The sequence below is a fragment of the Parabacteroides sp. AF39-10AC genome (genome assembly GCF_003635405.1).
GTDB lineage: Bacteria > Bacteroidota > Bacteroidia > Bacteroidales > Tannerellaceae > Parabacteroides > Parabacteroides distasonis.
The window spans coordinates 226389-250113 of record NZ_QTLP01000002.1 but is presented as its reverse complement, the minus strand read 5'-3'; the positions used below and the strand labels follow the sequence as shown (position 1 = coordinate 250113).

The window sequence follows — 23725 nt, the reverse complement described above, 5'->3', positions numbered from 1 at the left end:
TATATGGAAAACACTCGTCGTTCATTCCTTAAGAAAGTATCTGCCGCCGGTATTGGTGCCGCAGGCTTGGCAATGGCCGGAAACGCCGGAGCTACAACAACCGCCGCTGAACCCCAAAAGAAAAAAACAGCCGGTAAAGATGATGGTAAATTACGTTTCGGTTTCATCGGAACGGGTTCTAGATGCCATGAGCATATTAATAATGTATTGGCGATCCCCGGTAATAAGATCGTAGCGATTTGCGATATCCAACAGGGCCCGATCGATAGTACCTTGAAACATATCGCTAAATTTAATGTTCCTGCTCCGAAAGTTTACAAAGGGGGTGAACGTGAATTTGAGAATATGTTGAACAACGAGGAATTTGATTGCGTGATTATCGCTAGTCCTTGGGAATGGCACGTTCCGATGTCTGTCGCCGCTATGAAGGCTGGTGTTCCTTATGTAGGCGTGGAGGTTTCCGCCGCTAATACGATCGAGGAGTGCTGGGATTTGGTAAATGTTTCGGAAGCAACCGGAAGCCATTTGAATATCATGGAGAACGTATGTTATCGTCGTGACTGTATGGCTGCGTTGAATATGGTTCGCCAAGGTTTGTTCGGCGAGATATTGCATGGTACTTGTGGTTATGAGCATGACTTGCGTGAGGTGAAATTCAACGATGGAACTCATTACAACTATGTACCGGGCAGTGGTGATCTTCGTATGGGCCCGACGGCTTTCGCCGAGGCTCAATGGCGTACGAACCATTCCGTACATCGTAATGGCGATATCTATCCGACTCACGGTATCGGACCGATAGCAAATTGCATGGATATCAACCGTGGTAACCGCTTCCTTTCTTTATCCGCTATGGCTACTCAATCTCGTGGATTGCATAAGTTTATCGTGGATAATGGGGGTGAGAATCATCCGTTGGCGAAGGTCAACTTCAATTTGGGAGATATCGTGACTTCTATGATTAAGTGTTCTAATGGACAAACGATCATCGTAACCCATGATACCAATTCTCCTCGCCCTTATTCATTAGGTTTCCGTGTTCAGGGAACTGAGGGTTTATGGATGAATGATGGCGATCATGTATATGTACAGGGTAAATCCAAACCTCACCGTTGGGATGATTCGGAGGAATGGTTCAAGCAATATGACCATAAATTATGGGCACAGCATTCCGCTGAGGCGGCTGAGGCCGGACATGGTGGTATGGACTATATCATGATGTACGACTTGATCGACGCTATCCGTAATAAGAAACCGGCTCCAATGGATTGCTATGACGCTGCCGCTTGGAGCGCTATCTCCGGCTTGTCAGAGATGTCAATCGCTCGTGGCGGTGCTTTGGTAGACTTCCCGGATTTCACCCGTGGACAATGGATTCACCGTCAACCGCAATTCGCTTTGTAATAAATTTTCATAAAATACTAGGGAAGGATGTCTTTGCTAAAGGCATCCTTTTCTTTTTTATATACATTTTTCTTGTCTCTTCGAGTATTATGATTATTTTTGTCACTCAAGTTAATCTATTCTATCTAAATTTTAAATTCGTACTATGAAGACAAACAGAAGAGACTTCCTGAAGACTCTTGGAGGAATCGCGGCATTTACGATTGTACCGCGCCACGTGTTGGGTAATGGATTCATCGCTCCAAGTGATCAATTGACAAAAGGAATTATCGGTACAGGTGGTATGGGCCGTGGACATGTGGACTATGCCGGAACTCGTCTTGTCGCCGTGTGTGACGTCGATAAGAATCATCTGGAGCTAGGTAAACAGTTGGTAAAGGATAAGATTGCCGCATACCATGATTTTCGTGATTTGATTCTGGATCCTAATGTAGATATCGTTCATATAGCTACGCCTCCTCACTGGCATGGTATCATGTCTGTCGAGGCCGCTAAAGCAGGAAAAGATATTTGGTGTGAGAAGCCTATGACCCGTACGATCGGGGAGGGTAAACGGGTAATGGAAGCGATGAAGCAATACGGACGTATGTTCCGCTTGAACACTTGGTTCCGTTTCGCAGACCCGTTCTATGGATTGGGCACTCCCGTGAAACCTTTGAAGAAACTGGTTCAAAGTGGTATGTTGGGCTGGCCGCTAAAGGTAACGATCAGCAAGCATACCGGTTTCGACTGGAAGTTCTATTGGGTTGGTAAAGAATATCTGGAACCGCAATCGGTGCCTAGTGAGCTGGATTATGATTTTTGGTTGGGTCCGGCTCCTTACAAACCTTATAACCCGCATCGTGTGCATCAGACATTCCGTGGATACTGGGATTATGACGGCGGTGGTTTAGGGGATATGGGACAGCATTATATTGACCCTGTACAATATTTTCTAGGAAAAGATAATACCAGCCCGGTTAAGGTAGAGGTGGATGCTCCGCAACAACATCCGGACGCCGTGGGTACTTGGCGCTCGATTACGTATACCTATGAGGATGGTTGCCAGATCGTACTTTGGGGAGGTGATTACGGGGATCCGAACACACCTTATATTTCCGGACCGAACGGGAATGTCTATAAGAATTTCGTATGTGATATCCCGGATTGGGAGAAAAAGTTATCCGATTATCCCGAACCCGAGCCACAGGTTACCGACTTTATCGAGTGCGTAAAGACTCGTCAGCCTTTTGCCTTGAATGAGCGTAATGGCTTCCGTTCCGCTACGATCGTGAACATGGGTGCCGTAGCCCTTCGTTTGAATCGTACGCTTCACTTTGATCCCGTAAAACTGGAATTTATTAATGATGAGGCCGCTAATCGTTTGTTGGATCAGCCGATGAGAGCACCTTGGAATATTTAAACACATACACATATGAAAAAAGTATATATATCAATTGCCAGCTTATTGTTGTGCGGTAGCATGTTAATGGCTCAAAGCCCGGCTAATCGTACATCGAAGACGATCGTTGCCGATGTACTGGCACAGATGCCGGCGGAGCAACAAGCTGAATATAACAAATTAATTAATGACCTAAGCTCCACTGGCGAGGAAGGGGTCTTGATGTTGATTAATAAGATTAACGCTCCGGGAAAAGGCAGTAACTCGAACGTGGATTATGCGTTGAGCGGATTGACTCATTACGTGATGGCGAAAGGTGAGGAAAATGCCCGTCTAGCAACAGCCAACGCATATTTGAAAGCCTTGGATAAGGTGAGCGACCGGGAGACAAAGGCTTTTATTATCCGACAGCTTCAATTACTGGGAAAAGATGAGTGTGTGGATACGCTGGCTAGCTATTTGAACGATGAGAGCCTAAGCGGTCCTGCTGCCCGTGCGTTATCCGCGATCCGTACCGATAACGCTAAGAAGGTTTTGGTGGCTTCCTTGATGCGTCGATCCGGTACTCCGAAGACGCAAAAGGATATTATCCGTGCGATCGCTGACGTGCAAATCGCTGATGCGGAAAATGTATTGAAAGTGATGCTTGGTTCCAGCGATGAGAATATGCAGAAAGAGGTTCTTTATGCGTTGAGTCGTGTAGGTTCTAAAGCTTCTCTAGGCGATTTAGCCGCCGCTGCGGAGAAAGTCGGTTATAAAATGGAAAAGACCGGGGCGAATGAGGCATATATCGCTTTGATAAAACGTGTCCTTGAGCAAGGCGATACCAAAGATGCGGAGAAAGCAGCGAATGATTTATTGAAGAAGTCTACGAAAGCGGGCATGACACAGACCCGTGAGGCCGCTCTTCAGATTCTATTAGCCGCTAAGCCGGAAGCTGCTACGAAGAATTTATTATCGGCTTTGAAAGATACGGATAAGGGATACCGTAATGCGGCTTTGAACTTCGCTTCGGGTTTCGCTGATCAAAATGTTTATATCGAGGTCATGAAACACATGTTAAAGGCGAAGCCGGAAGTCAAGGTGGATATCTTGAACTGGATAGGCCGTGAAAGCAAATGCCCGTCTAAACATGACATGATCAAGAATCTGGAACTTCGTTTTGATCTACCAGCGAGACAAGTTCTTTTGGACCAATTGAAAGATAAGGATTTCTATGTGCAACAGGCCGCTGTTTGGGCTTTGGTTAAAATCGGTGATAAGAGTGTCATTCCTGTGCTGGCGGATTTGTTGAAGAGCAATGACAAGCAAGTGATATTATTGGGTCAAGATGCTTTGATGGCATTTAACGGCGATATTGATCAAGCGGTCGCTAAAGTGATCCCGTCCGCTTCCGATGCCGGGAAAATCGCTGGTTTGGAGCTGTTGGCGATACGTATGGCCGACGCGAATCTAAATACGGTACTGGATCAGATTAAATCCGGCTCATCAGAGGTGAAGAAAGCCGCTTATACCGCATTGAAAGATGTAGTATCCGAGAAAGATTTCACTTTATTGTGCGGAATGTTGGAGACTGCGGAGGCTTCAGCTGTCGCTCCGCTTCAAGATGCGATCATTGCCGCTATCTCTAAACAACCGGCGGCAACTCAAGTATCTAACGTGAATCGCCGTATGATACAAGCGGGAGACAGCAAGAGATATCTTTATTATAAGGTCTTATCAGCGACTGGCGAGAAAGAGGCTTTGGCTACGATCGTGGAAGGATTGAATAAAGGGAATGGAGCGGCCAAGGATGCGGCTCTTGACGCTTTGTTGGCGTGGAAGGGTATTGAGGCTGCCGATGAACTATTTACGGTTTGCCAATCCGCCGCTTCCGATCAAGTATTCGATAGGGCGTTAAAGCGTTATGTGCAGTTGGTATCTAATCCGGCATTTACGAGAGAGAATCGTTTGTTGAGCTTGCGGAAAGTCATGGAGATCGCCCGGACGAGCGAGCAAAAGGCTCTTATTTTACGTCAGATCCAACGGGCGGATACCTTCTTGGCATTGATGTATGCGTCGGAATTCTTGGATTCAAGCGATGCGGCTGTTCGTTCTGCGGCTGTTTATGCGGTTTGGAATATCGCTCGTAACCATCCGGAATATAAGGGTGACAATGTGAAGGCAATCTTGAAACGTGTTTTGACCATGTTCGACGGGGAAGACGCTCGTTATGATATCGATGCCTTGAAGCAACATTTGGATGCGATGCCGGACGAGGTCGGATTTGTCTCTATCTTTAATGGTAAGGATTTAACGGGTTGGAAAGGTTTGGTCGAGAATCCGATCGCCCGCGCCAAAATGAAACCGGCTCAATTGGCGAAAGCGCAGGAAAAGGCGGATGAGAATATGCGTCGTGACTGGAAAGTGGAGAATGGCCTATTAGTATTTGACGGTACTGGGTACGATAACCTATGTACTGAAAAGCAATATGGTGATTTCGAGATGTATGTTGATTGGATGTTGGATCCGAAAGGACCAGAGGCTGATGCCGGTATTTATCTGCGTGGTACTCCTCAAGTCCAGATCTGGGATACTTCTCGGGTAAATGTAGGTGCGCAAGTAGGTTCCGGTGGCTTGTACAACAATCAGGTAAACGAGAGCAAGCCTTCGAAAGTGGCCGACAATAAATTGGGTGAATGGAATTCCTTCTATATTAAGATGGTTGGCGACCGTGTGACGGTTGTCTTGAACGGAGAAAAAGTGGTAGATAACGTGATTCTGGAAAACTATTGGGATCGCAAGCTTCCGATTTTCCCGGTAGAGCAAATCGAGATGCAAGCTCATGGCAGCAAGGTCTATTACCGTAATATCTACGTAAAGGAATTGGAAAAACAAGAACCGTTCAAATTATCGCCGGAAGAGGAAAAAGAAGGCTTCAAGGTTTTGTTTGACGGAACGAATATGCATGAATGGACTGGAAACACGGTTGATTATATCTTGGAAGACGGCTGTATCTCTATGGTTCCAAGCAGTAGTTTCGGAGGTAATCTGTACACCAAGAAGGAATACGGAAACTTTATCTATCGTTTTGATTTCCAGTTAACCCCGGGAGCTAATAACGGTGTCGGTATCCGTACGCCGATGGAAGGAGACGCAGCATATGTAGGTATGGAAGTGCAGGTCTTGGATTGTGAACATCCTATTTACCAAGGAAACATCACTCCGCTGCAACATCATGGTTCCGTATACGGTATCATTCCCGCCCGTGAGGATCATCCGAAAGCGTTCAAGCCGGTTGGAGAATGGAATACGGAAGAGATCATGGCGGATGGCGATCATATCCGTGTGACGGTGAATGGAGTCGTAATCTTGGATGGAAATATTCGGGATGCCGTGAAGAATGGTACGCCGGATGGAAAGGAGCATCCGGGTTTGTTTAACAAAAAAGGTCATATAGGTTTCTTAGGACATGGTTCCCCTGTCAAATTCCGCAATATTCGTATCAAGGAATTGAAATAATTTATATCAGGCTTTGAATATATAAAGAGATTGTCTTGAGTGATTCGAGACAATCTCTTTTTTATTATAGGGGATTTATACTATTTAAATTATATCTTTGTGAAATCATAGTGTAATTTTATCGGAAGGGATATTTTTATGGAGGATATACAGACTCAATTGGATCAATGTAAATTGTTATTAGATAGAGCGGAAGTTGGCTTGTGGGAAGCCGATTTTGTTCAAAGAGGTTATATCTGTTCCGATTATTTAATGAGTATATTTGGGAAGAAGGGGAATAATCTCTCTTTTTTTGAATTTTACTATATAATCCGGGAAGACTTTAGGGATCTGATTACTACGGATTTTTTATCGATCCAATCTGTCGATACGTATGAGCAGATATTTCCGATAATAACACCGACTGGGGAAAAATGGGTACGCTCCAGATTATGTGAGCGTAAGTTGAATAATGGAGTGTGCGTAAAAGCGTTGGGCATATTACAGATTTTACCTAATTTCAAACTGAAAGAGGAAAAGATTAGTAAGATGATCGATCATAATGAGATGATCTTCCGAAAGCTATATGTAAATTTACCTGTGGGGGTCGAGCTTTATGACAGGGACGGTTACTTGATTGACCTGAACGCAAAGGATATGGAGATATTCGGTATCCGGTCAAAGAAGGACGTTTTAGGAGTCAATATTTTTAGCAACCCGATTCTGCCTAAAGATGTGATCAAGAAACTCAAGGAGAATAAATCCGTGAATTTCCGGCTGAATTATTCGTTTAAGAAGGTCGATGATTATTATAACACCTCGAAAGTAGGCGAGATGGATATCGTTACCAAGGCCAGTATTTTATATGACCAAAGAGGTGAACCTTCCAGCTATTTACTTATTAATTTGGATAATACGGAAAAGATGATCGCCTATAACCGTATTTCTGAGTTTGAGAATGTATTTACCTTGGTCAGCGTATACGCTAAAGTCGGTTATGCCCTTTATGACTTATATACCTTTGAGGGCTATGCCATTAAGCAATGGTATGAGAATATGGGAGAGAAGGATGGAACCCCCTTGTCCCCAATTATTGGGATTTATTCTTATATTCATCCGAACGACGCTGGATATATAAACTCATTCTTTGAGGAGGTGAAACAGGGTAAAGCGCATCATTTCCGTAGGGAAGTGCGTGTGAAGTCTGGTGACGGATGGAAATGGATTTGCGCCAATATCACCCGTAACCCTCAAAGCGTAGACCCGAATAAACCGGAGATGATCTGTATTAATTACGATATCACGGAGTTAAAGGACTCTCAATTGAAAAGGGAAAGGGCGGAAGAACTGGATCGTTTGAAGTCTGCCTTCCTAGCGAATATGAGTCATGAGATTCGTACGCCATTAAATGCCATTGTCGGTTTTTCTCAATTATTGGCGGAAACGGATGATCCCGAGGAGAGGCATGAGTTTGTGGAAATCATCGATAGCAATAATCGGATGTTGCTTCAATTGATCAGTGATATTCTAGACTTGGCAAAAATTGAATCCGGTACGATGGATTTCAAGTTCGCCGATATGAACGTAAAAGAGGTGATCAATGAGATCGTGACCTCATTCCGTATCAAGATGCCCGATAACGTAGCTCTGATCGCTCCCCAAGATTCACCGGAATGCCAAATCTATAGCGATCGTATGCGGCTGACGCAGGTAATATCCAATTTCCTTAACAACGCGATCAAGTATACGAGCGAAGGTTGTATCACCTTAGCTTACGAGATCATAGGTGATGAGATAAAATTCTCCGTGACTGATACGGGGGATGGCATGAGCCAAGAGATACAAGCCCATATCTTTGATCGTTTCTATAAAGGAAATACGTTTAAACAAGGTACGGGCTTGGGGCTATCTATTTGCGAGACCATCGTAAATAGGCTAGGTGGTCGGATCGGTGTAAATTCCGAGTTGGGCAAAGGCAGTACGTTTTGGTTTACACATCCCTATTCCTTCTCGCCGAATGCTAAATCTCCTGCATCGCCTAATCCGGGAACGATATAAGAATGATCGTCGAGGTCATTATCTAATGCGGCGATCCAGATTGTAGTCTTGTCATCCGGCATTTTCTTCTGCAAGTATTCCAAGGCTTGTTTGCTTGAGATGATGGAGGCTACGTGTACATGGTCGGGTACTCCTTTGGTCAGCAGGGCCTCATACGCCAATTCCATAGAGCTTCCGGTGGCCAACATCGGGTCGGATATGATCAAGGTTTTACCTGTTAAGCGAGGAGAGGCGATATATTCGATATGAATATCAAAATTCAAACGGTCTTTATATTTGCGGTAAGCGGATACGAAAGCGTTCTCCGCATTATCCAGATACCGAAGGAAACCTTGGTGGAATGGAAGCCCGGCACGCAAGATCGTACTAATCACGATTTGATCGTCCGGCGTATTCATCGGGGCTATACCTAGCGGGGACTGGATGTCTTTCGTACTGTAATGAAATTCCTTACTGATCTCGTAAGCCATGATTTCTCCGATACGCTCAACATTGCGACGGAAACGAAGGCTGTCTTTTTGTATGTCTACATCTCTAAGTTCTGCAACAAACTTGTTTAATATGGAATTTGTGTCTCCAAGATTGACGATTCTCATGAGTCTTTTTTTTGAGTCCAAAAGTAATCATTTCCGGACACTAAAAATCATAAGTATGAAATTTTTCATTCATACTTATAAATGAAAGATTTCATACTCATGATTTTTTATCCCCTTACCGGGGATATTTTTACTACGTTTTCGGTTACTTTATTATTTCAGGTGGGCATTCATCGCCTCAAGGAGGAATTTACCCGGTTTGAATTTTACGGTCGTACGAGCGGGGATCATTACCGGAGTACCTGTTTTAGGATTTCTGGCAAGACGCTGTGTTTGCGGTCTTGGGATCAGTGTTCCAAATCCGACAAGTACGATTTCCTCATTTTCGGACATACGCTCAGTTACGATCTCGATGTAAGCATCCAATACTTTCTTTGCTTCTTGCTTTTGTAACCCGGTCTTGTCTGCTAAAGCCTCTATAAGTTCTGCTTTGTTCATAAATGCAAATTTTTTAAATTGTTAAACACTACAAATGTACACTTTGAAGCTGGTTTTATAGTTACGTTTTGCAAAGATACATTTGCATTTGAGTTTCTTATTAAACAAGGCCTACAGATGTTTGTTACATTTTTAAGAACAAAAAATGTTAATAATGTGTCAGTTTGCGAATTTCGAAACATTTATTGAATCTTGATATACCCGATTCGTGTGTACTTGATAGTACGGGATTCTATATGTTTTAAGACCTTAGCGGAAGTCAAAGTCAATTTTTCCCCTACTTGGAAAGCATGAGCGCCCGGTGGCAACGTTTGCGTGGTAAGACTACGATCTTTCGCTTTTATCCTCAATAAAAAGTAATTTCCGGCGATGTCCACGGCCGTGAGCAATTGATCTACATAGAAATATTCGGTACCACGGATAATCTGTGTCTTGTAAGAATCGTCTTCAATGCGGACTTTTGTGATTGTTAACTTTAAATCGCTCAATTTTTCTCCCGGTGTTCCTACAAAGCGGCTTACAGGCATTTTATATTTCTTACGGGTCTGTAGGTCGAGATAGATTTTACTGTAGGTCACCGCTAACTCTTTAAAACGCATCTCGCTTTTTACGTGAGGCTCATATTTATCGGCTATCCAAACGACGTATCGGGGATCGATCGTATAGATGTCATGCAAATGGTATCCTCTGTATTTACCGAAAGAAATAATATCGTCTCCATTATCGGGAGAGTCTTTGATATCTGTCGTTATAAATAAAGGTAGAAAGGAGTTGCTTACCATCTTAATCGCCTTATTCACCGAGCTGATGGCATTCAAGTCGAGATTCGCCAAATAGACCGTCGGATGATAAGTGGCCGAAGGCGTAAAGAACCAAAGCGTATAATATAAGGTCTTTGAGGTAGGCAAAAGAATGTAGTACCGCCCTTTGTCTGACGTTTTTCCTCGATTGAACGTGTTTAACTTGTCGAGGATCATCTTCTGTATTTCACCGGATAGGCCGGACGTGTTCTCATCCATACGATCAACTCTATATACAAATCTACTGAAAAAATCCGGAACTACATAATTTGCGGATGAGTTATTTATGACTACTTTTGCCCTAAAAATAAAATAGACGATGAGAATAGAGCAGAATTATTCGTTGGAGAAACACAATACGTTCCATCTCCCAGTAAAGACACGTTGGTTCATGGAGTATGAGACGGAGGAGGAGTTGCAACGAATCTTACATGATGAATACTTTCAGGAATGTTTATCCTTGCATATAGGAGGCGGGAGCAATCTATTGTTCATCAACGATTATAATGGCATTATCATCCATTCCCGAATCAAGGGGATTTCTATCTCGGCGGAAACGGACGAGTATGTATCGCTTCGTGTCGGGGCTGCGGAGATCTGGGATGATGTCGTGGCATACGCCGTATTGAAAGGTTGGGGAGGTATAGAGAATCTTTCTTTAATACCCGGTGAGGCGGGCGCTGCCGCTATCCAGAACATCGGGGCTTATGGTATGGAGATCAAGGATGTGATCGAGAGCGTGGAGGCTTATAACCAGTTGACATTCGAGAAACGGACTTTTACGAATACGGATTGTGAATATGGATATCGTAATAGTTATTTCAAGAATGAGCATCATGACCCCCACATCATAACTTATATTACGCTTCGACTATCCAAGAACCCTAGCTTTTCGGTTAATTATGGGAACTTAAAGGAGGAGTTGACGAAATATCCGGAAGTTACTTTGGAAACGATCCGTGAGGCTGTCATAACAATTCGCAGGCAGAAGCTTCCCGATCCGGAAGTATTAGGCAACGCAGGCAGTTTCTTTATGAACCCGATAATTACGGCAGAGCATTTTGAGAAATTGAAAAAGCAATTCCCGGAAATCCCGTCTTATCCCGCTTCGGAAGGAAAGATCAAGGTTCCGGCCGGTTGGTTGATCGAGCAATGTGGGTTTAAGGGTAAAAACCATGGGCCGGTAGGTGTTTACGAGAAACAAGCGTTGGTATTAGTGAATTTAGGAGATGCCCGGGGGCATGAGATCGCGTTGGTCGCGGAGAGCATTCGTACCGCCGTAAAAGATCGTTTCGGTATAGAGCTTATGCCTGAGGTTAAATATGTCGGATAATGAAAATCGTTTTTTTAGGAACAGGAACGTCTACGGGCAATCCTGAGATAGGTTGCCAATGTGAGGTATGTACTAGTAAAGACCCCCGTGATTGGCGTCTACGGGCTTCGATCTTGGTAGAGACGGAAGGGAAACGGATATTGATCGATTGTGGTCCGGACTTCCGTTGGCAAATGATAACCAATAAGATTTACTATTTTGACGCCGTTTTAGTAACTCATGAGCACTACGATCATGTAGGTGGCTTAGATGATCTACGTCCTTTTGGCCGGTATAAAGATGTGGATATTTATGCGGAAGACAATGTCGTGGAGGCGATAAAGACTCGCATCCCTTATGTCTTCCGGGAGCATAAATATCCGGGAGTGCCTAATTTGGTTTTGCATACGATCGGGACGAAACCGTTTGAGGCCGCCGGTGTCATGATCACTCCGATCCGTGTAATGCACGCTAAGCTGCCGATCTTAGGTTTCCGTATCGGCAATATGGCTTACTTGACCGACCTTAAATATCTTCCGGAAGAAGAGTACGCTAAGTTGGAAAACCTTGATGTATTGGTTATTGATGCCCTTCGGAAAGGAGAGCATCAATCGCATGAGAGTCTGGAGGAAGCCTTAGCGAATATATCCCGTATCCAGCCCAAGGAGGCCTATTTAATCCATATGAGTCATCGCATAGGGTTGCATGCGGTCATTGAAAAAGAGTTGCCTCCGCATGTACATTACTCATATGATGGATTAACGGTGACTTTTTAAGTCATATATTGAAAAGATTCTTTATCTTTGCCAGCTGAAAATCTAGAGAATAGCTGCTTTTTTAAGTTAGTCGCTTATAGCAGGAGTGGTATATAATAAAAAACAATAATAGACTGTATGAATTTATCGTTTAAGAACGTACTATGCGTATGTTGCTTATTGCTGTCGGGATCTGTGTATGCACAGGTTCCGCAAGACTTGATTGACAAGGCGAAAGCCGCTGGAATGTCGGATACGCAGATCCAGCAGGAATTAGCCAAGCGTATGAAACAAGAAGGGGGATCAGTCGGATCTCAAGCTACCGCTACCGATGCGAAGGTTAGCGACCGGGTAATGCCGGTAATCGATGAAGGACAATCCTTAGAAGCCCAACGTAGAAATAATCTTCCTGCTTCAGCCATGGAGAATACCGTATTCGGGCATGAAATCTTCTCAAACAAGAACTTATCTTTTGCCCCAGATTTAAACATCCCTACACCTAAGGATTATGTGCTTTCTGCTGGTGATGAGTTATTGATTAATGTATGGGGAGATTCCGAGCTAAACTTGAAATTAAAGATCTCTCCGGATGGTACGATCCTTGTACCAAATTTAGGTCCGGTGTCGGTCAGTGGATTGACGATCGCTGGCGCTGAGACTCGTCTGCGTCAGGAGTTGAGCCAGATTATGTCTACGCTGTCTGGTTCGGGAGAGGGGAATACCTTTGTTTCCGTCAGTTTGAGCCAGATTCGTAGCATGAAGGTGAATATTGTCGGCGAGGTAGTCGCTCCCGGTACGTATACATTACCTTCATTCGCCACATTATTTAATGCGTTGTATGCCGCCGGTGGTGTGAATAAGATCGGTTCTTTGCGTAGCATCAAGGTATATCGCAATAGCAAGGAAATCGCTAATCTCGACGTATATGATTATTTATTGAACGGAAAGTACACAACGAATGTTCGTTTGGAAGAGAACGATATGATTATGGTAGGCCCGTACGACCAGTTAGCGGTGGTTCGAGGTAAGGTGAAACGTAATCGTATTTTCGAGTTGCGCAAGGGTGAGACCTTGAAGCAATTGCTGGATATGGCCGGCGGATTTACCGGCGACGCTTATACGAAGGACGTACAAGTGAAGCGTAAATCAGATAGTCGTTACCAGATCTCTACGGTTTCGGAAGATAAGTTCGCTTCTTTCGTGATGCAGGATGGCGATTCTTTGCTGGTAGATTCCGTTATTCCTTTTTATGAGAATCGTTTGATCGTGACGGGAGCAGTATGGCGTCCGGGAGAATATGAGTTAAGTCCGTCGGTTCGTACGGTAAAGCAATTGGTAAAACAGGCCGCAGGTCTTAAAGGAGACGAGTTCGCCGGCCGTGCCTTGATTACCCGTTTGAATCCGGATTTCACGACTACGATGATCGCCGTGGATATTCGTGGTATCTTGAACGGTACCGCTCCAGATGTGGAGTTGCAAGCGGAAGACCAATTAAGCATTCCTTCCCTATTCGATTTGCGCGAACCTTATACGATCAAGGTTGGCGGAGCCGTGAATTATCCGGATACGGTGCTTCCGTATCGTCATAATTTGACAATAGAGGACGCTATCATGATGGCCGGTGGCTTAAGAGAGTCCGCTTCTTCTATTAATGTAGAGGTAGCCCGTCGTGTGAAGGATCCTAGTTCCAATCAGAATGTCAACCGGATCGCTGATGTATATAACTTCTCGTTGAGTGAGGACTTCAAGTTGAATGCGGGAGATACGATCTTTACGCTGGAGCCGTTCGATGAAGTTTATGTTCGTTTCTCCCCGGGGTATCATGAGCAACAGGTCGTGAAGGTGAACGGCGAGATCACTTTTGCCGGTAGCTATGTATTGGCTACGAAGAACGCACGTTTGAGTGACATTGTCGCGAAAGCGGGAGGCGTTACCCCAGAGGCTTATGTAAAAGGTGCCAGCTTGAAACGTCAGTTGACAGAAGATGAATTGAAACGCATGGAGACCCTTCTGGCTTTAAGTGAGGCGAATAAGCAAAGCCGGGATTCCATCGGTGTAGCGTTGATGAATGTGAAGGACTATTCCGTAGGTATTGATTTAGAGAAAGCGTTGGCAAATCCGGGCAGTATCGATGATGTCGTGCTTCGTGATGGTGATGAACTTTATATTCCGCAGTTGCAAAGTACGGTGAAGATGAGTGGAGCCGTGACTTATCCGAACAGCGTGACTTACACGAAAGGTATGTCAGTTACGGATTGCTTGTCTCAAGCCGGTGGTTATAATGATATCGCACGTAAGTATCCGATCGTAATATATATGAATGGTAAGGTCGCTACGACGAAGCGTACCGCTATCTTTTTCAAGCGTTATCCGAAAGTGGAGCCGGGCTGTGAGATCGTAGTTCCGACGAAGACGCAACGTGAGCGCCGAAGCTTGGCTGAGATCATGAGTATCAGTAGCTCCGCTACCTCTATGGCCGCGATGATTACCTCTATTGTTAACATGATTAAAAACTAATCAGGCATGGATACGATAAACGAGATAAAAAGACAAGAGTTACCTGAGGAGCAGGAGATCGATTTAATCGAACTGGCGCAAAAACTGTGGAAAGAGCGTAAGTTCTTATTGAAAGGCTGTGGTATTGCGGTGGTAGTAGGTTTGATTGTAGCTTTCAGTATTCCCAAGGAATATACAACTACGGTGAAATTGGCACCAGAGACACAGGATGCGGCAAAAAAATCTAGTCTTGGCGGTTTGGCTGCTATGGCTGGGATTAATCTGAATGCCGCTGCCGGTGCGGACGCGATCTCTCCGGATTTGTATCCGGATGTGGTGCAGAGTACCCCGTTTCTGTTGGAATTGTTTCCGGTAGAGGTTACCGATAAGGAAAAGGAGTTAAGCACTACATTGTATGATTATATGAGTGAACATCAACGTAAGGCTTGGTGGGGATATATTGTCTCCGCTCCATTCAAGGCGTTGGGTGCGGTAATGAGTTTAATCTCCGGTGACGAGGAAGAGTCTGAGGGCTTGAATCCTTACCATTTGACAAAGGATCAAGAAGAGGTGGTGAAGGCCTTGCAGGAGCGGGTTTCTGTTTCCGTGGACAAGAAGACCTTGGTTATCACGGCTTCCGTACAGATGCAGGACCCGGTTATTTCCGCTCAGATGACAAAGGTCGTTTTGGAAAACCTCCAGAATTATATTACGAATTATCGTACGCAGAAAGTAAAGCAAGATTTGGAATTTACCCAGAAGGTATTTGGCGAGTCACGTGACGCTTATTATAAAGCGCAACGTGCGTACGCTGCTTTCGAGGATGCCAACCGTAATATTATCTCTTCCAGCTACCGTACGGAGCAGGAACGTTTGAAGAATGAGATGACCCTTACGTTTAATGTTTACAATACGTTGGCGCAGAAGTTGGAGCAAGATAAATTGCGTGTACAGGAAGAAACTCCGGTGTATACCGTAATCGAGCCGGCTACCGTACCTTTGAAAGCATCTTCTCCTAAGAAGGCACTTATCTTGGTCGGTTTTGTCTTCCTCGCTTTATTCGGATGTATCGGATATTTATTCGTAAAAGATATGTTTGTGTCAGCATTCAAGAAAGAAGGGACTGAAGCTTAATTCCCGCAAACCGTAAAATAGACCACGGCCTCGTCATGACTGACTTGTGCCGTGGTTTTTATTTGTGGGAATAGCCGATTGATCCGAGTAGTTATCGTATCGCATAAGTTGGGGTAAAAGTTCTCCAAGGTTTCTTCATAGGGCTGCTCATTGAAGCAGCAAAGGCTTCCTTCATTATAGAATAAATCCATTGCCAACCATTGATTTTTCATTTTCCACTCCGTCGAGTCATTCATTTGAACCTGTAAATCTAAAGAGGCGCTTTGGATGAAGAGATTCATCGCGCCACTCTTGCCTTTTTTACTAATTAGATCAGCTAATTCCGGAATGATCTGTGCGGGGTACATCTGTTGCTTTTTCGCTGTCTCTACCAATAATTTTCGATTGTAGGACACCACGAATATACCCTCGTGGTAGTAACAACCTAGAAAATGCTTATCAACATCCGGATAGTATCTAACAGGAACGGAAGCTTCCTCTCGTTGCTGGGCAGGAAAAGTGAAAGAAGCGTCCAGTTGCTTGAAAATACGCTCTGCCGTATGACTATCCATAGGGGCGTACAAGATATCCCCTTGTGGATAATAAGCGATCAAGAAAGACGATAAATCCGGATTTTGCTGTATTAAAGAGAGGAAAATAGCGGGCGTATGATCCGAGAACGCCTTGCGTATATTCTCCATGGGTAATATCATCTTCTCGAATACAGGAGGACGATTGATAGCAAAAATTGCTGTGGGGGTCGGGATGACCAAGCTATAGGGATCTACCGTGGCGACAAATTGCTCGTCGCTCATATTCTTGTAAAAGTACCTCACGCAAACGATCGTAGCCAAAAACAAGACAATGAATGCCATTATGTCTTTCTTGCCGATCCTCATGTTTGCTTTAGGAAGTATTTACACCAAGGCTTTAATCCGCATTCCTCACATTTCGGTTTCCGGGCGAGGCAAACATATCTTCCATGTAATATCAACCAGTGATGGGCGATGGGGATCAGTTCTTCCGGAATGTTCTTCACTAGCTCCTTTTCCGTTTCCAAGGGTGTCTTGCTATTATTGGTCAAGCCGATCCGGTTGGAGACACGGAATACGTGCGTATCTACCGCCATGGCTGGCTTGTCATATACAACGGATGCGATTACGTTCGCAGTTTTTCTTCCTACACCCGGAAGTTTCTGTAGCTCGTCAATATCGGAGGGAACCACGCCTTTGAAGTCCTCTATCAGCATCTTCGCCATACCTACCAGATGTTTAGCCTTATTGTTCGGGTAAGATACGCTTCGTATGTATTCAAAGACGACTTCTGGTGTGCTAGCTGCCATTACCTCGGGAGTAGGGAAAGCCTCGAACAGGGCAGGAGTGATCATATTCACTCGCTTATCCGTGCATTGTGCGGATAGGATTACCGCTATCAATAATTGATATGGATTGTCATAATGTAGTTCAGTCTCGGCTACCGGTACGTTTTCCTTAAACCAGTTTAATACGCCTTTATATCTTTCTTCTTTTCGCATTGTTTTTTCGGTTTCTATTTTTCGCATCCTAAAGGTATAACTTTTAAAAGGAATATACAAGCGGAGATGTGCCAAAAATAAGATACTCCCGAATTGTACGAATAAATAAAAAAGTACCGATCTCCTTCTTCCATCTAAGAGAGAAAGAAATCGGTACTTTTTTATTTCTTATTCCCTAACGATCTGGTGGATATGTATAGGTTCTTTTCCTATTGTGGTGATTTCTAAAGAAGAGAAATCCTCGAACATGGTTTTATTTAATTTGATGTAGCCTACGTTTCCTTGATAGACGATGTTTTTCTCGCCATCTTGGGAGAGGCCGGTGATGGATACCAGATTCTCGTTACTTCCGGAGAGGAAGAAAGATACGGCGTTGATATCATCGCATTTTATGTGAATTATTTCTCCCGGATTCAAGTTCTTATACGTATCTAGGTTCATATCGTACATCATAAGAGCCTCATTGATTTGCGGGTCTTGTTGGGTTGTCGCCGTGAATCCTAGTACATATAGCTCCATTTGCTGATCCGAGTTATTTCGCATACGGATATAACGGGCTTTCGGATCGATGGTGCGGATCGTATCCTTAGCGTTTTCCGTGGAAACATTGGGGATTAAGCTCCAGCTCTTTCCGTCGGCGGACCACTCGAATACCCGTCCGGGTTGGTTGCTTTTCGGAAGATTGAAACAGAAGGATTCCGCTTCTTTCTGGATTTCCCAGCCGATACCCAGATATTGATTAGGCTGTACCTTGACTACCTCGAATAGGGGGACGTAACCGACCGTATTGTCACCCTTGGCACAAGGCTGGCTCTTCAATTGGTCGATATTCGTGAATATGGAAGGGATGCTAACCTTCACCTCGTCCGGGGCGATACCGTCCGTAGATAGCAGGTTACGACCTGTCTGGCGGTATAAATCTACGATGAAAGGGTGTAAGACTTTCGATCCGACTTTCACGCCTTTAGGCTGCGCCTTCTGGTTCAGCGTGCGGTTTATCAGTTTCATGCTATCTAGCAAAGCGGATGTTTCCAGATAGCGTTGCCACGTATAAGACCGGTCTTTCTCATACCAAGCGTGCGCCATATGCAGAGCGCTTGTACCGGCTTTTCCTAAGAACTCGAATTGGATAAGCCATGGATTGATTTGTTCGATCAAGCGTTTATTGGGACTTTGGCTGTAGATCATGCTCGGGGAAGCCGTGATTTGAGCGAATAAGGTTCCCAGAAGATTTGCGCTTTGCTCCGGGAACGTGTTTTTCTTATATCCGGTAAGGAATGTCTGGATAGGAGCTACATAGTTAGCAGACTCTTCCCGGCGGTATTGATGTCCGTTCGGACCCGGATCGCAGTTATGCTCGCAGAAAATGCGGAAAGCCATGGAGGCCTCCGGCATAATAAAGCCGCAAGCGTCTTTCCATGCCTGTGTAGGATCGTAATTCTCGATATTCCAAGTGTACATTCCAACGCCGAATATAGCGACCTTGGAAGCCTCGGCGTATTCCATAGGATTGGATACGAATCCGGTCATGGTGCCGGCGGCTTGCGTATCTAGGCCGTAGGCGGGTCCCATCAACAAATGATCTTGGCAATAATCGCTTACGGGGAAGTTCCACCAGATATAGGCGGGACGACGGATACGGCTGTTTACCCACTCGACGCCTTCTTTCGTGATATCGGCTACGACACGGTCTCCGGTCCACATGATTTGGATAGCGGGGTCGAGTTGGGTACCGAGGATATCCAGATAATCGGTCTTAGCCCATGAACGGTTGTATTCGGTAGGGCACATGATCAGGGGTTGCACGTCATTTTTCTTGGTAATAAACTCCTTATGGATGTAATTCAATAAGCCGGCTTGCTTTTCCGGGCGGGCTCCCTCTCCGGATATATCATCGAAGAAAACGGCGAAAGAGCGTACGCCCAAATCGTACATTTTCTCGAATTTGGAAAGGATGTTCATGCTGTCTGTCTGGTTCCATTGAATGTCTTGTCCCGGGTGGATGGCCCAAACGAAGTTCACCTTGTTATGGGCGGCCTCTTTCGCTAGTTCCTTGATATGCTCGGCTTCCTCGGCGGGATAAGGTTTGCGCCAGTTGGGGGAGCTGTGATAAGGATCATCTTTCGGACCATAGATATAGGTGTTCAGCTTGATCCTTCCGTAAAAGCGGATTTGCTCGATACGGTCGGCGTGGCTCCAAGGCTGTCCGTAGAATCCTTCCACGGTACCCCGGAATAATACGTCCGGATAGTCTTTGATCGAGCAGAGAGGCAGGATCTTTTTACCCTCGTCATATTTAGCTAATTGCTTGAGGGTTTGGGCGGCGTAAAACAAGGAATTATCGTCTACGATCCCGATCGTGATACCTTTTTTAGTGATCGTCAGCGTATAGGCACCCGAGCGTTGCATTTCCGGAGTTTTGTCTTTTAGTTTCTTGATCTCTAAAGGGAGAGATTTGCCGGATTTAGCGAAAGGTAGCGCTTCTTTAAGTAGTTTGACCGCGTCTGCGTCCGGATTATTTATACCCCGTAGGGTATATCCATGGGGCGGTGCGTATGTTTGGCTGGAAATAGTCACCTCTTGGGGCTCGGGGAAGATTCCTAGGGATAGCTTTTGGCTATACGTTAGACTGCAAACGCCTAGAAGGAGCATGGTGACGAGTAAATACTTTAGTGTTTTCATATGCGATATGATTTAATGTTAACGTTCGTAAATGTAGGGAATAATTAGACACGAAGCACACGGAGGGCACGGATTTGTTCCGTGTGCTCCGTGTTTTAGATCTTATAGGGAGAATAGCAATACCCGGTTATCCGGATTTGTCCATTCATGGATCAAGCTACGCACGTCGCTATATTCGGCGGGAGTGAACTGCTGCTTGTTCACCTCGATCATACGTACCACCTCGATCGTATTTCCTTTCGGCGTGATCGTGCGGGTTACTTTACCAAAAGGCTTGCTTATCACTTGCTCTTTTGTGGAGGTCTGCAACTTCATGCCCTCGGCGGGAGTAACCGTGTAGGTTACCTCTTCCTTGATCAGGGAGGGGAGTTCGAATAAGTTGGAACGCTTGCTGTTCAAGGCGCTCATGCCCCAGCTATCGATACCGCCTGTTATAGCCGGAAGGGTACAGATGGCGAATCCGTTTTGTGCTTCGTTCTTGGAGACGCTGACGGCTTTATTCTCCTTGATGATCGTAGGCTCTGCCTGTAGGGCGATCGACGTGCCGTTCAACGTGAGTACCTGATCTAACTCACCCCGGGCTGTTAATGCGGAAGGGGCAAGGCTGACCGCCGAAAGGTATTTGTCTTTCCCTGCGACAGTCGCTTTTACGGCAAGATTCTTGATCGTGCTTAATCCACAAGCGTCTATATCCAGATTCCCGGGATATACGGCGACTACTTCCGATTGAATGCCGACGGCGTTCAATAAGACGTTCAGAAGCTGGGTCTTCTCGGCTAATGTACCGTAAGCGCTGCGAAGGGCCGTATCGACATTGCGGATGGAATAACCCGTACAAGCGAGGGGGATGGCGCAATATCCCATGTTGTTGACTACATGGTTCCGGATGGCGTTCACCTTCTCTTCGTCGCTAGTAGCCTTTTCCGTGATATAAGAGCCGAACGTTTTGCTCTCGTAGTTTCCGGAAGTGTTAAAACGCTTATTTAGCGTAGATAATGCCTCCTTGTTGGAACTATAGCTTGAAGCGATTAGGCGGGGAATCCCGTCTTGGTTTTGAGGAAGGAAAGCTTCCCGGGAAGAGGCCGGCAGGTTACGTAAAGTCCAGCTTACCTCTTTAGCGCCGTTTCGGGTGGCTTGGGATGCTTTTGCGTCGCTACCCAATAATTGCCAAGCGAGCGGACTGTTTTCCGGTACGGAGATAGAGACCTTGCATTCCTTCACGGGAGAAGTCTCTTGTAGTCGCTCGTTGATATCCAGAGCCGGATAGTAGCCCGGTTTTGTGATAATAGAGTAATCCAAGTAAATCGTGGCCCCAAGTTCTAGGCCAGTGTGTACCACGACCATTTCCTTAAGTTGGTTATAGGCCGGAGCGTCGGCGGCGAAACGGGGCAGGACCTCCACGAAGGCGTTATCGGGTGTCTTTACGATCGTACCGTCTTTCTGCCTCGTATAGGATGAGTGAATCTTCAGTGTTTGGAAATCGGGATTGTAGACGATAAAACTCTCGCCATACGTGCTATTCATCGCAGTGTGCGTGAAGAGCGTCAATTCCATGGAGGATCGATATTCTTGGCTACCGTCGGCATGCAAGGTCCAAGCTTTCGATACCTTCCCGTACTCAGCCTCCGATGCGGCGAATGAAGTAACCGTCATCGCTAACAAGCTTAGGAGAAGAATCAGTTTATAGGTTATCTTAATCATTGTCTTTCTGTTTTTATTTCTTGATAATCAAATAGTCACCATAACTCTTATAAGCGTTCACGGCGGAACGGAAACCTTTCCAGTCGGCTGCGTCGTAGACACGCTTCTTCAACGCTAGCTTCTGGCGCAAGACGATGTTCTGGTCGCCTTCCTGCGAAAGGGAACCTTCGAAATCGGCCGCATTGCTTTGCAGGGCGTCATTCTTCGGGGCGTTCAAGAGGGTATAGCCCTTGGGGAGGCGGATGGTCTCATCTTGTTCTACCAAACGGGAGCAAGCGTCCTTGAATCCATACGTACGGTTTTCCGGTTTCGTATCGATACGCAAGAAACTCTTCACTTGATTGTAGAGGTTATTCATGACTAGCGGCTTGATAAGCATCTGGTCTCCGGCGATGATCGCGTAATCGGGGATCTCATAAGAGAACGTGATCTTGATAGGGGTCGCTTGATAGTTCTTCGGGTCCTTACCGTAATCTACACGAAGCAGTTTGGCGTTGGGGGATACGGCCAGCAATTGCTTCTCCATCGTGTTCTGCCAGTCGGATTGCCATCCGGTGGTGAAGATGCGGCGGATATTGCTGTCGGATTGTCCCTCGGCGGTGATCGTGAATTGTCCGCGGAGCGTGCCTTTCTCGTCTAGGCGATTGTCAGCGTGGATGCGGACGTAGTGGTTCTCCGGGGCGGAGACAGGGGTTAAGCGGAGGTCGGAGCCTTCGGGCACACCCGGGAGGTAGTTCTGCTGTTGCTCGGCGCTACTCCATAATTCCCGGCAGAAAGGAACCCAAGTCGGATCGAGAGGCATATACGTACCGCTCGCCAGTTTTACCACCGCCACGCAATGGTTGAAATGGTCGGCGGGGATACTTTCTACACGGCTTCCCGCCATTGTCATCGCCGGGTAAGCCTCGAAGCCGGCCATGCGGAGGAAGGCGATCAACGTACCGGCGATATCCTTGCAGACACCGCAACGATCGGTATAATTCATTTTCAGGTTGTGAAGCGTGAAACCCTCGCCTTTACCCATCGAGATTCCGGAGTAACGGATGTTATCGGCCACCCAGTGGGTCAGCACGGCTATCTTCTCCATTTCCGTTTTCTTGCCTTTGATCAGCTCGTCTACCTTTTTCTGGGCTTCCGGGATCGCAGTAAAGCTTCCGTAATCCTCGTTAACCTTATTGAACCAAAGGGATTTATCCTCCCAGCGGGGAGTGCTGGACATCATGAGCTTCGGGGCAGCGTCGAATAGGTCTACCATGTTCGGTTCCTTGGCGAAAGGAAGGATATCGTCGGAGGCGAAGGTATATACTTTCCGTCCGTCCTCGTATCGCATCGAAGAGGTACATTCGCCTTGGTAGAACTGGAATTGCAACTCTTTCTCCATCGGCATGGATACCCGGTACACCTTGCGCACGGTAGGCTCGGTAGCCCAGAAGGGGACGATATCGTAAAACTGTCCTCGCATAGGAGGGATGAAACGCTCGTCGTCGTCACCCGCCGTCAGCAAGGCGTAGGTGAAACCTTTCTTGGCGATCTCGTACTCCACGATATCTCCCGGTTGCAAGCGGCCCACTTCCAGCATGATCTGCCGGGCGCCCCAGTAGATGGCACGTGCGGGGGCGGCGTAGTCGCAAGCTTGGGTTACGTCGAGATTGATCACGTCGCCGTTCGCACGGTAGATCGTGGCGTAACGAAACTCGGCGTGCGCCGTCAGCGGGTCGTAATCGTATTTGATGATACGGTTGGCGACGGCTCCTTTGGAAGTCTGTACCTTAAAAGCCTTGCATACGGCGAAAGCCCCCGAGCCGGTAGGTTGTACCGTTACGGCGGTGCTATCCAGCAAGGTGACGCAGTCGTATCCTGCATAGGCTTGCGATTTCTCCAAGGTAGGATCTTGCGGGTATCGGCAAGAATCCTGCCCGTACATAGGCGATAAGGCCAATAGGGAGACCGCGGTGATTGTTAGAATTCTTTTCAT

Annotated in this window: 16 protein-coding genes; 8 read left to right on the top strand and 8 right to left on the bottom strand. The window is 45.9% G+C overall.

Annotation, left to right across the window (positions count from 1 at the left end; translation table 11 throughout):
* The first annotated feature begins 3 nt into the window (after positions 1–3).
* The 4 genes from DW033_RS02965 to DW033_RS02950 all read left to right on the top strand — a co-directional run bounded on the left by DW033_RS02965 (position 4) and on the right by DW033_RS02950 (position 8323).
* Positions 4–1404, top strand: coding sequence for a Gfo/Idh/MocA family protein (locus DW033_RS02965; protein WP_048927325.1), 1401 nt, complete (start codon positions 4–6; stop codon positions 1402–1404).
* Positions 1405–1549: 145 nt separating this feature from the next.
* Positions 1550–2806: a Gfo/Idh/MocA family oxidoreductase gene (locus DW033_RS02960; RefSeq protein ID WP_005856828.1), complete on the top strand. Its 1257-nt coding sequence runs from the start codon at positions 1550–1552 to the stop codon at positions 2804–2806.
* A gap of 12 nt (positions 2807–2818) precedes the next feature.
* A complete protein-coding gene (locus tag DW033_RS02955) occupies positions 2819–6286 on the top strand; it encodes a DUF1080 domain-containing protein (RefSeq protein WP_048927324.1) in 3468 nt (1155 codons plus the stop codon).
* A 138-nt stretch (positions 6287–6424) separates the two neighbouring features.
* Complete coding sequence (locus tag DW033_RS02950) at positions 6425–8323, top strand: PAS domain-containing sensor histidine kinase (protein ID WP_048927323.1); 1899 nt, start codon at positions 6425–6427, stop codon at positions 8321–8323.
* On the opposite strand, the gene upp is transcribed toward DW033_RS02950, so the two are convergent.
* From upp to DW033_RS02935, 3 genes are all read right to left on the bottom strand, one after another.
* Entirely contained in the window at positions 8266–8919 is a 654-nt protein-coding gene (gene upp / locus DW033_RS02945; protein ID WP_005862213.1) for a uracil phosphoribosyltransferase, read from the bottom strand. The genes DW033_RS02950 and upp overlap by 58 nt on opposite strands.
* A 153-nt stretch (positions 8920–9072) precedes the next feature.
* A complete protein-coding gene (locus DW033_RS02940; RefSeq protein ID WP_005856836.1) occupies positions 9073–9357 on the bottom strand; it encodes an HU family DNA-binding protein in 285 nt (94 codons plus the stop codon).
* 182 nt (positions 9358–9539) lie between these two features.
* A complete protein-coding gene (locus DW033_RS02935) occupies positions 9540–10376 on the bottom strand; it encodes a hypothetical protein (RefSeq protein WP_022192159.1) in 837 nt (278 codons plus the stop codon).
* A 100-nt stretch (positions 10377–10476) separates the two neighbouring features.
* Between DW033_RS02935 and murB the strand changes: the two genes are divergently transcribed.
* The 4 genes from murB (at position 10477) to DW033_RS02915 (ending at position 15854) form a co-directional block, all read left to right on the top strand.
* On the top strand, positions 10477–11490 hold the full coding sequence (murB, locus tag DW033_RS02930; RefSeq protein ID WP_022192160.1) for a UDP-N-acetylmuramate dehydrogenase: 1014 nt from the start codon (positions 10477–10479) through the stop codon (positions 11488–11490).
* Complete coding sequence (locus DW033_RS02925) at positions 11490–12245, top strand: MBL fold metallo-hydrolase (protein WP_005862219.1); 756 nt, start codon at positions 11490–11492, stop codon at positions 12243–12245. The genes murB and DW033_RS02925 overlap by 1 nt, the downstream gene beginning before the upstream one ends.
* Positions 12246–12362: 117 nt before the next feature.
* Positions 12363–14741, top strand: a complete 2379-nt coding sequence (locus DW033_RS02920; protein WP_048927322.1) for an SLBB domain-containing protein — start codon at positions 12363–12365, stop codon at positions 14739–14741.
* A gap of 6 nt (positions 14742–14747) precedes the next feature.
* A complete protein-coding gene (locus DW033_RS02915; RefSeq protein ID WP_048927321.1) occupies positions 14748–15854 on the top strand; it encodes a Wzz/FepE/Etk N-terminal domain-containing protein in 1107 nt (368 codons plus the stop codon).
* Here the strand turns inward: DW033_RS02915 and DW033_RS02910 are convergent.
* From DW033_RS02910 to DW033_RS02890, 5 genes are all read right to left on the bottom strand, one after another.
* On the bottom strand, positions 15851–16708 hold the full coding sequence (locus DW033_RS02910) for a hypothetical protein (RefSeq protein ID WP_229040535.1): 858 nt from the start codon (positions 16706–16708) through the stop codon (positions 15851–15853). The genes DW033_RS02915 and DW033_RS02910 overlap by 4 nt on opposite strands.
* A 20-nt stretch (positions 16709–16728) precedes the next feature.
* Positions 16729–17367, bottom strand: coding sequence for an endonuclease III (gene nth / locus DW033_RS02905; RefSeq protein ID WP_048927319.1), 639 nt, complete (start codon positions 17365–17367; stop codon positions 16729–16731).
* A 168-nt stretch (positions 17368–17535) separates the two neighbouring features.
* Positions 17536–20049, bottom strand: coding sequence for a beta-N-acetylglucosaminidase domain-containing protein (locus DW033_RS02900; protein ID WP_048927318.1), 2514 nt, complete (start codon positions 20047–20049; stop codon positions 17536–17538).
* Between the two features lie 102 nt (positions 20050–20151).
* Positions 20152–21750, bottom strand: coding sequence for a DUF3857 domain-containing protein (locus DW033_RS02895; RefSeq protein WP_122382425.1), 1599 nt, complete (start codon positions 21748–21750; stop codon positions 20152–20154).
* Between the two features lie 13 nt (positions 21751–21763).
* A complete protein-coding gene (locus tag DW033_RS02890) occupies positions 21764–23725 on the bottom strand; it encodes a DUF3857 domain-containing protein (protein ID WP_057327682.1) in 1962 nt (653 codons plus the stop codon).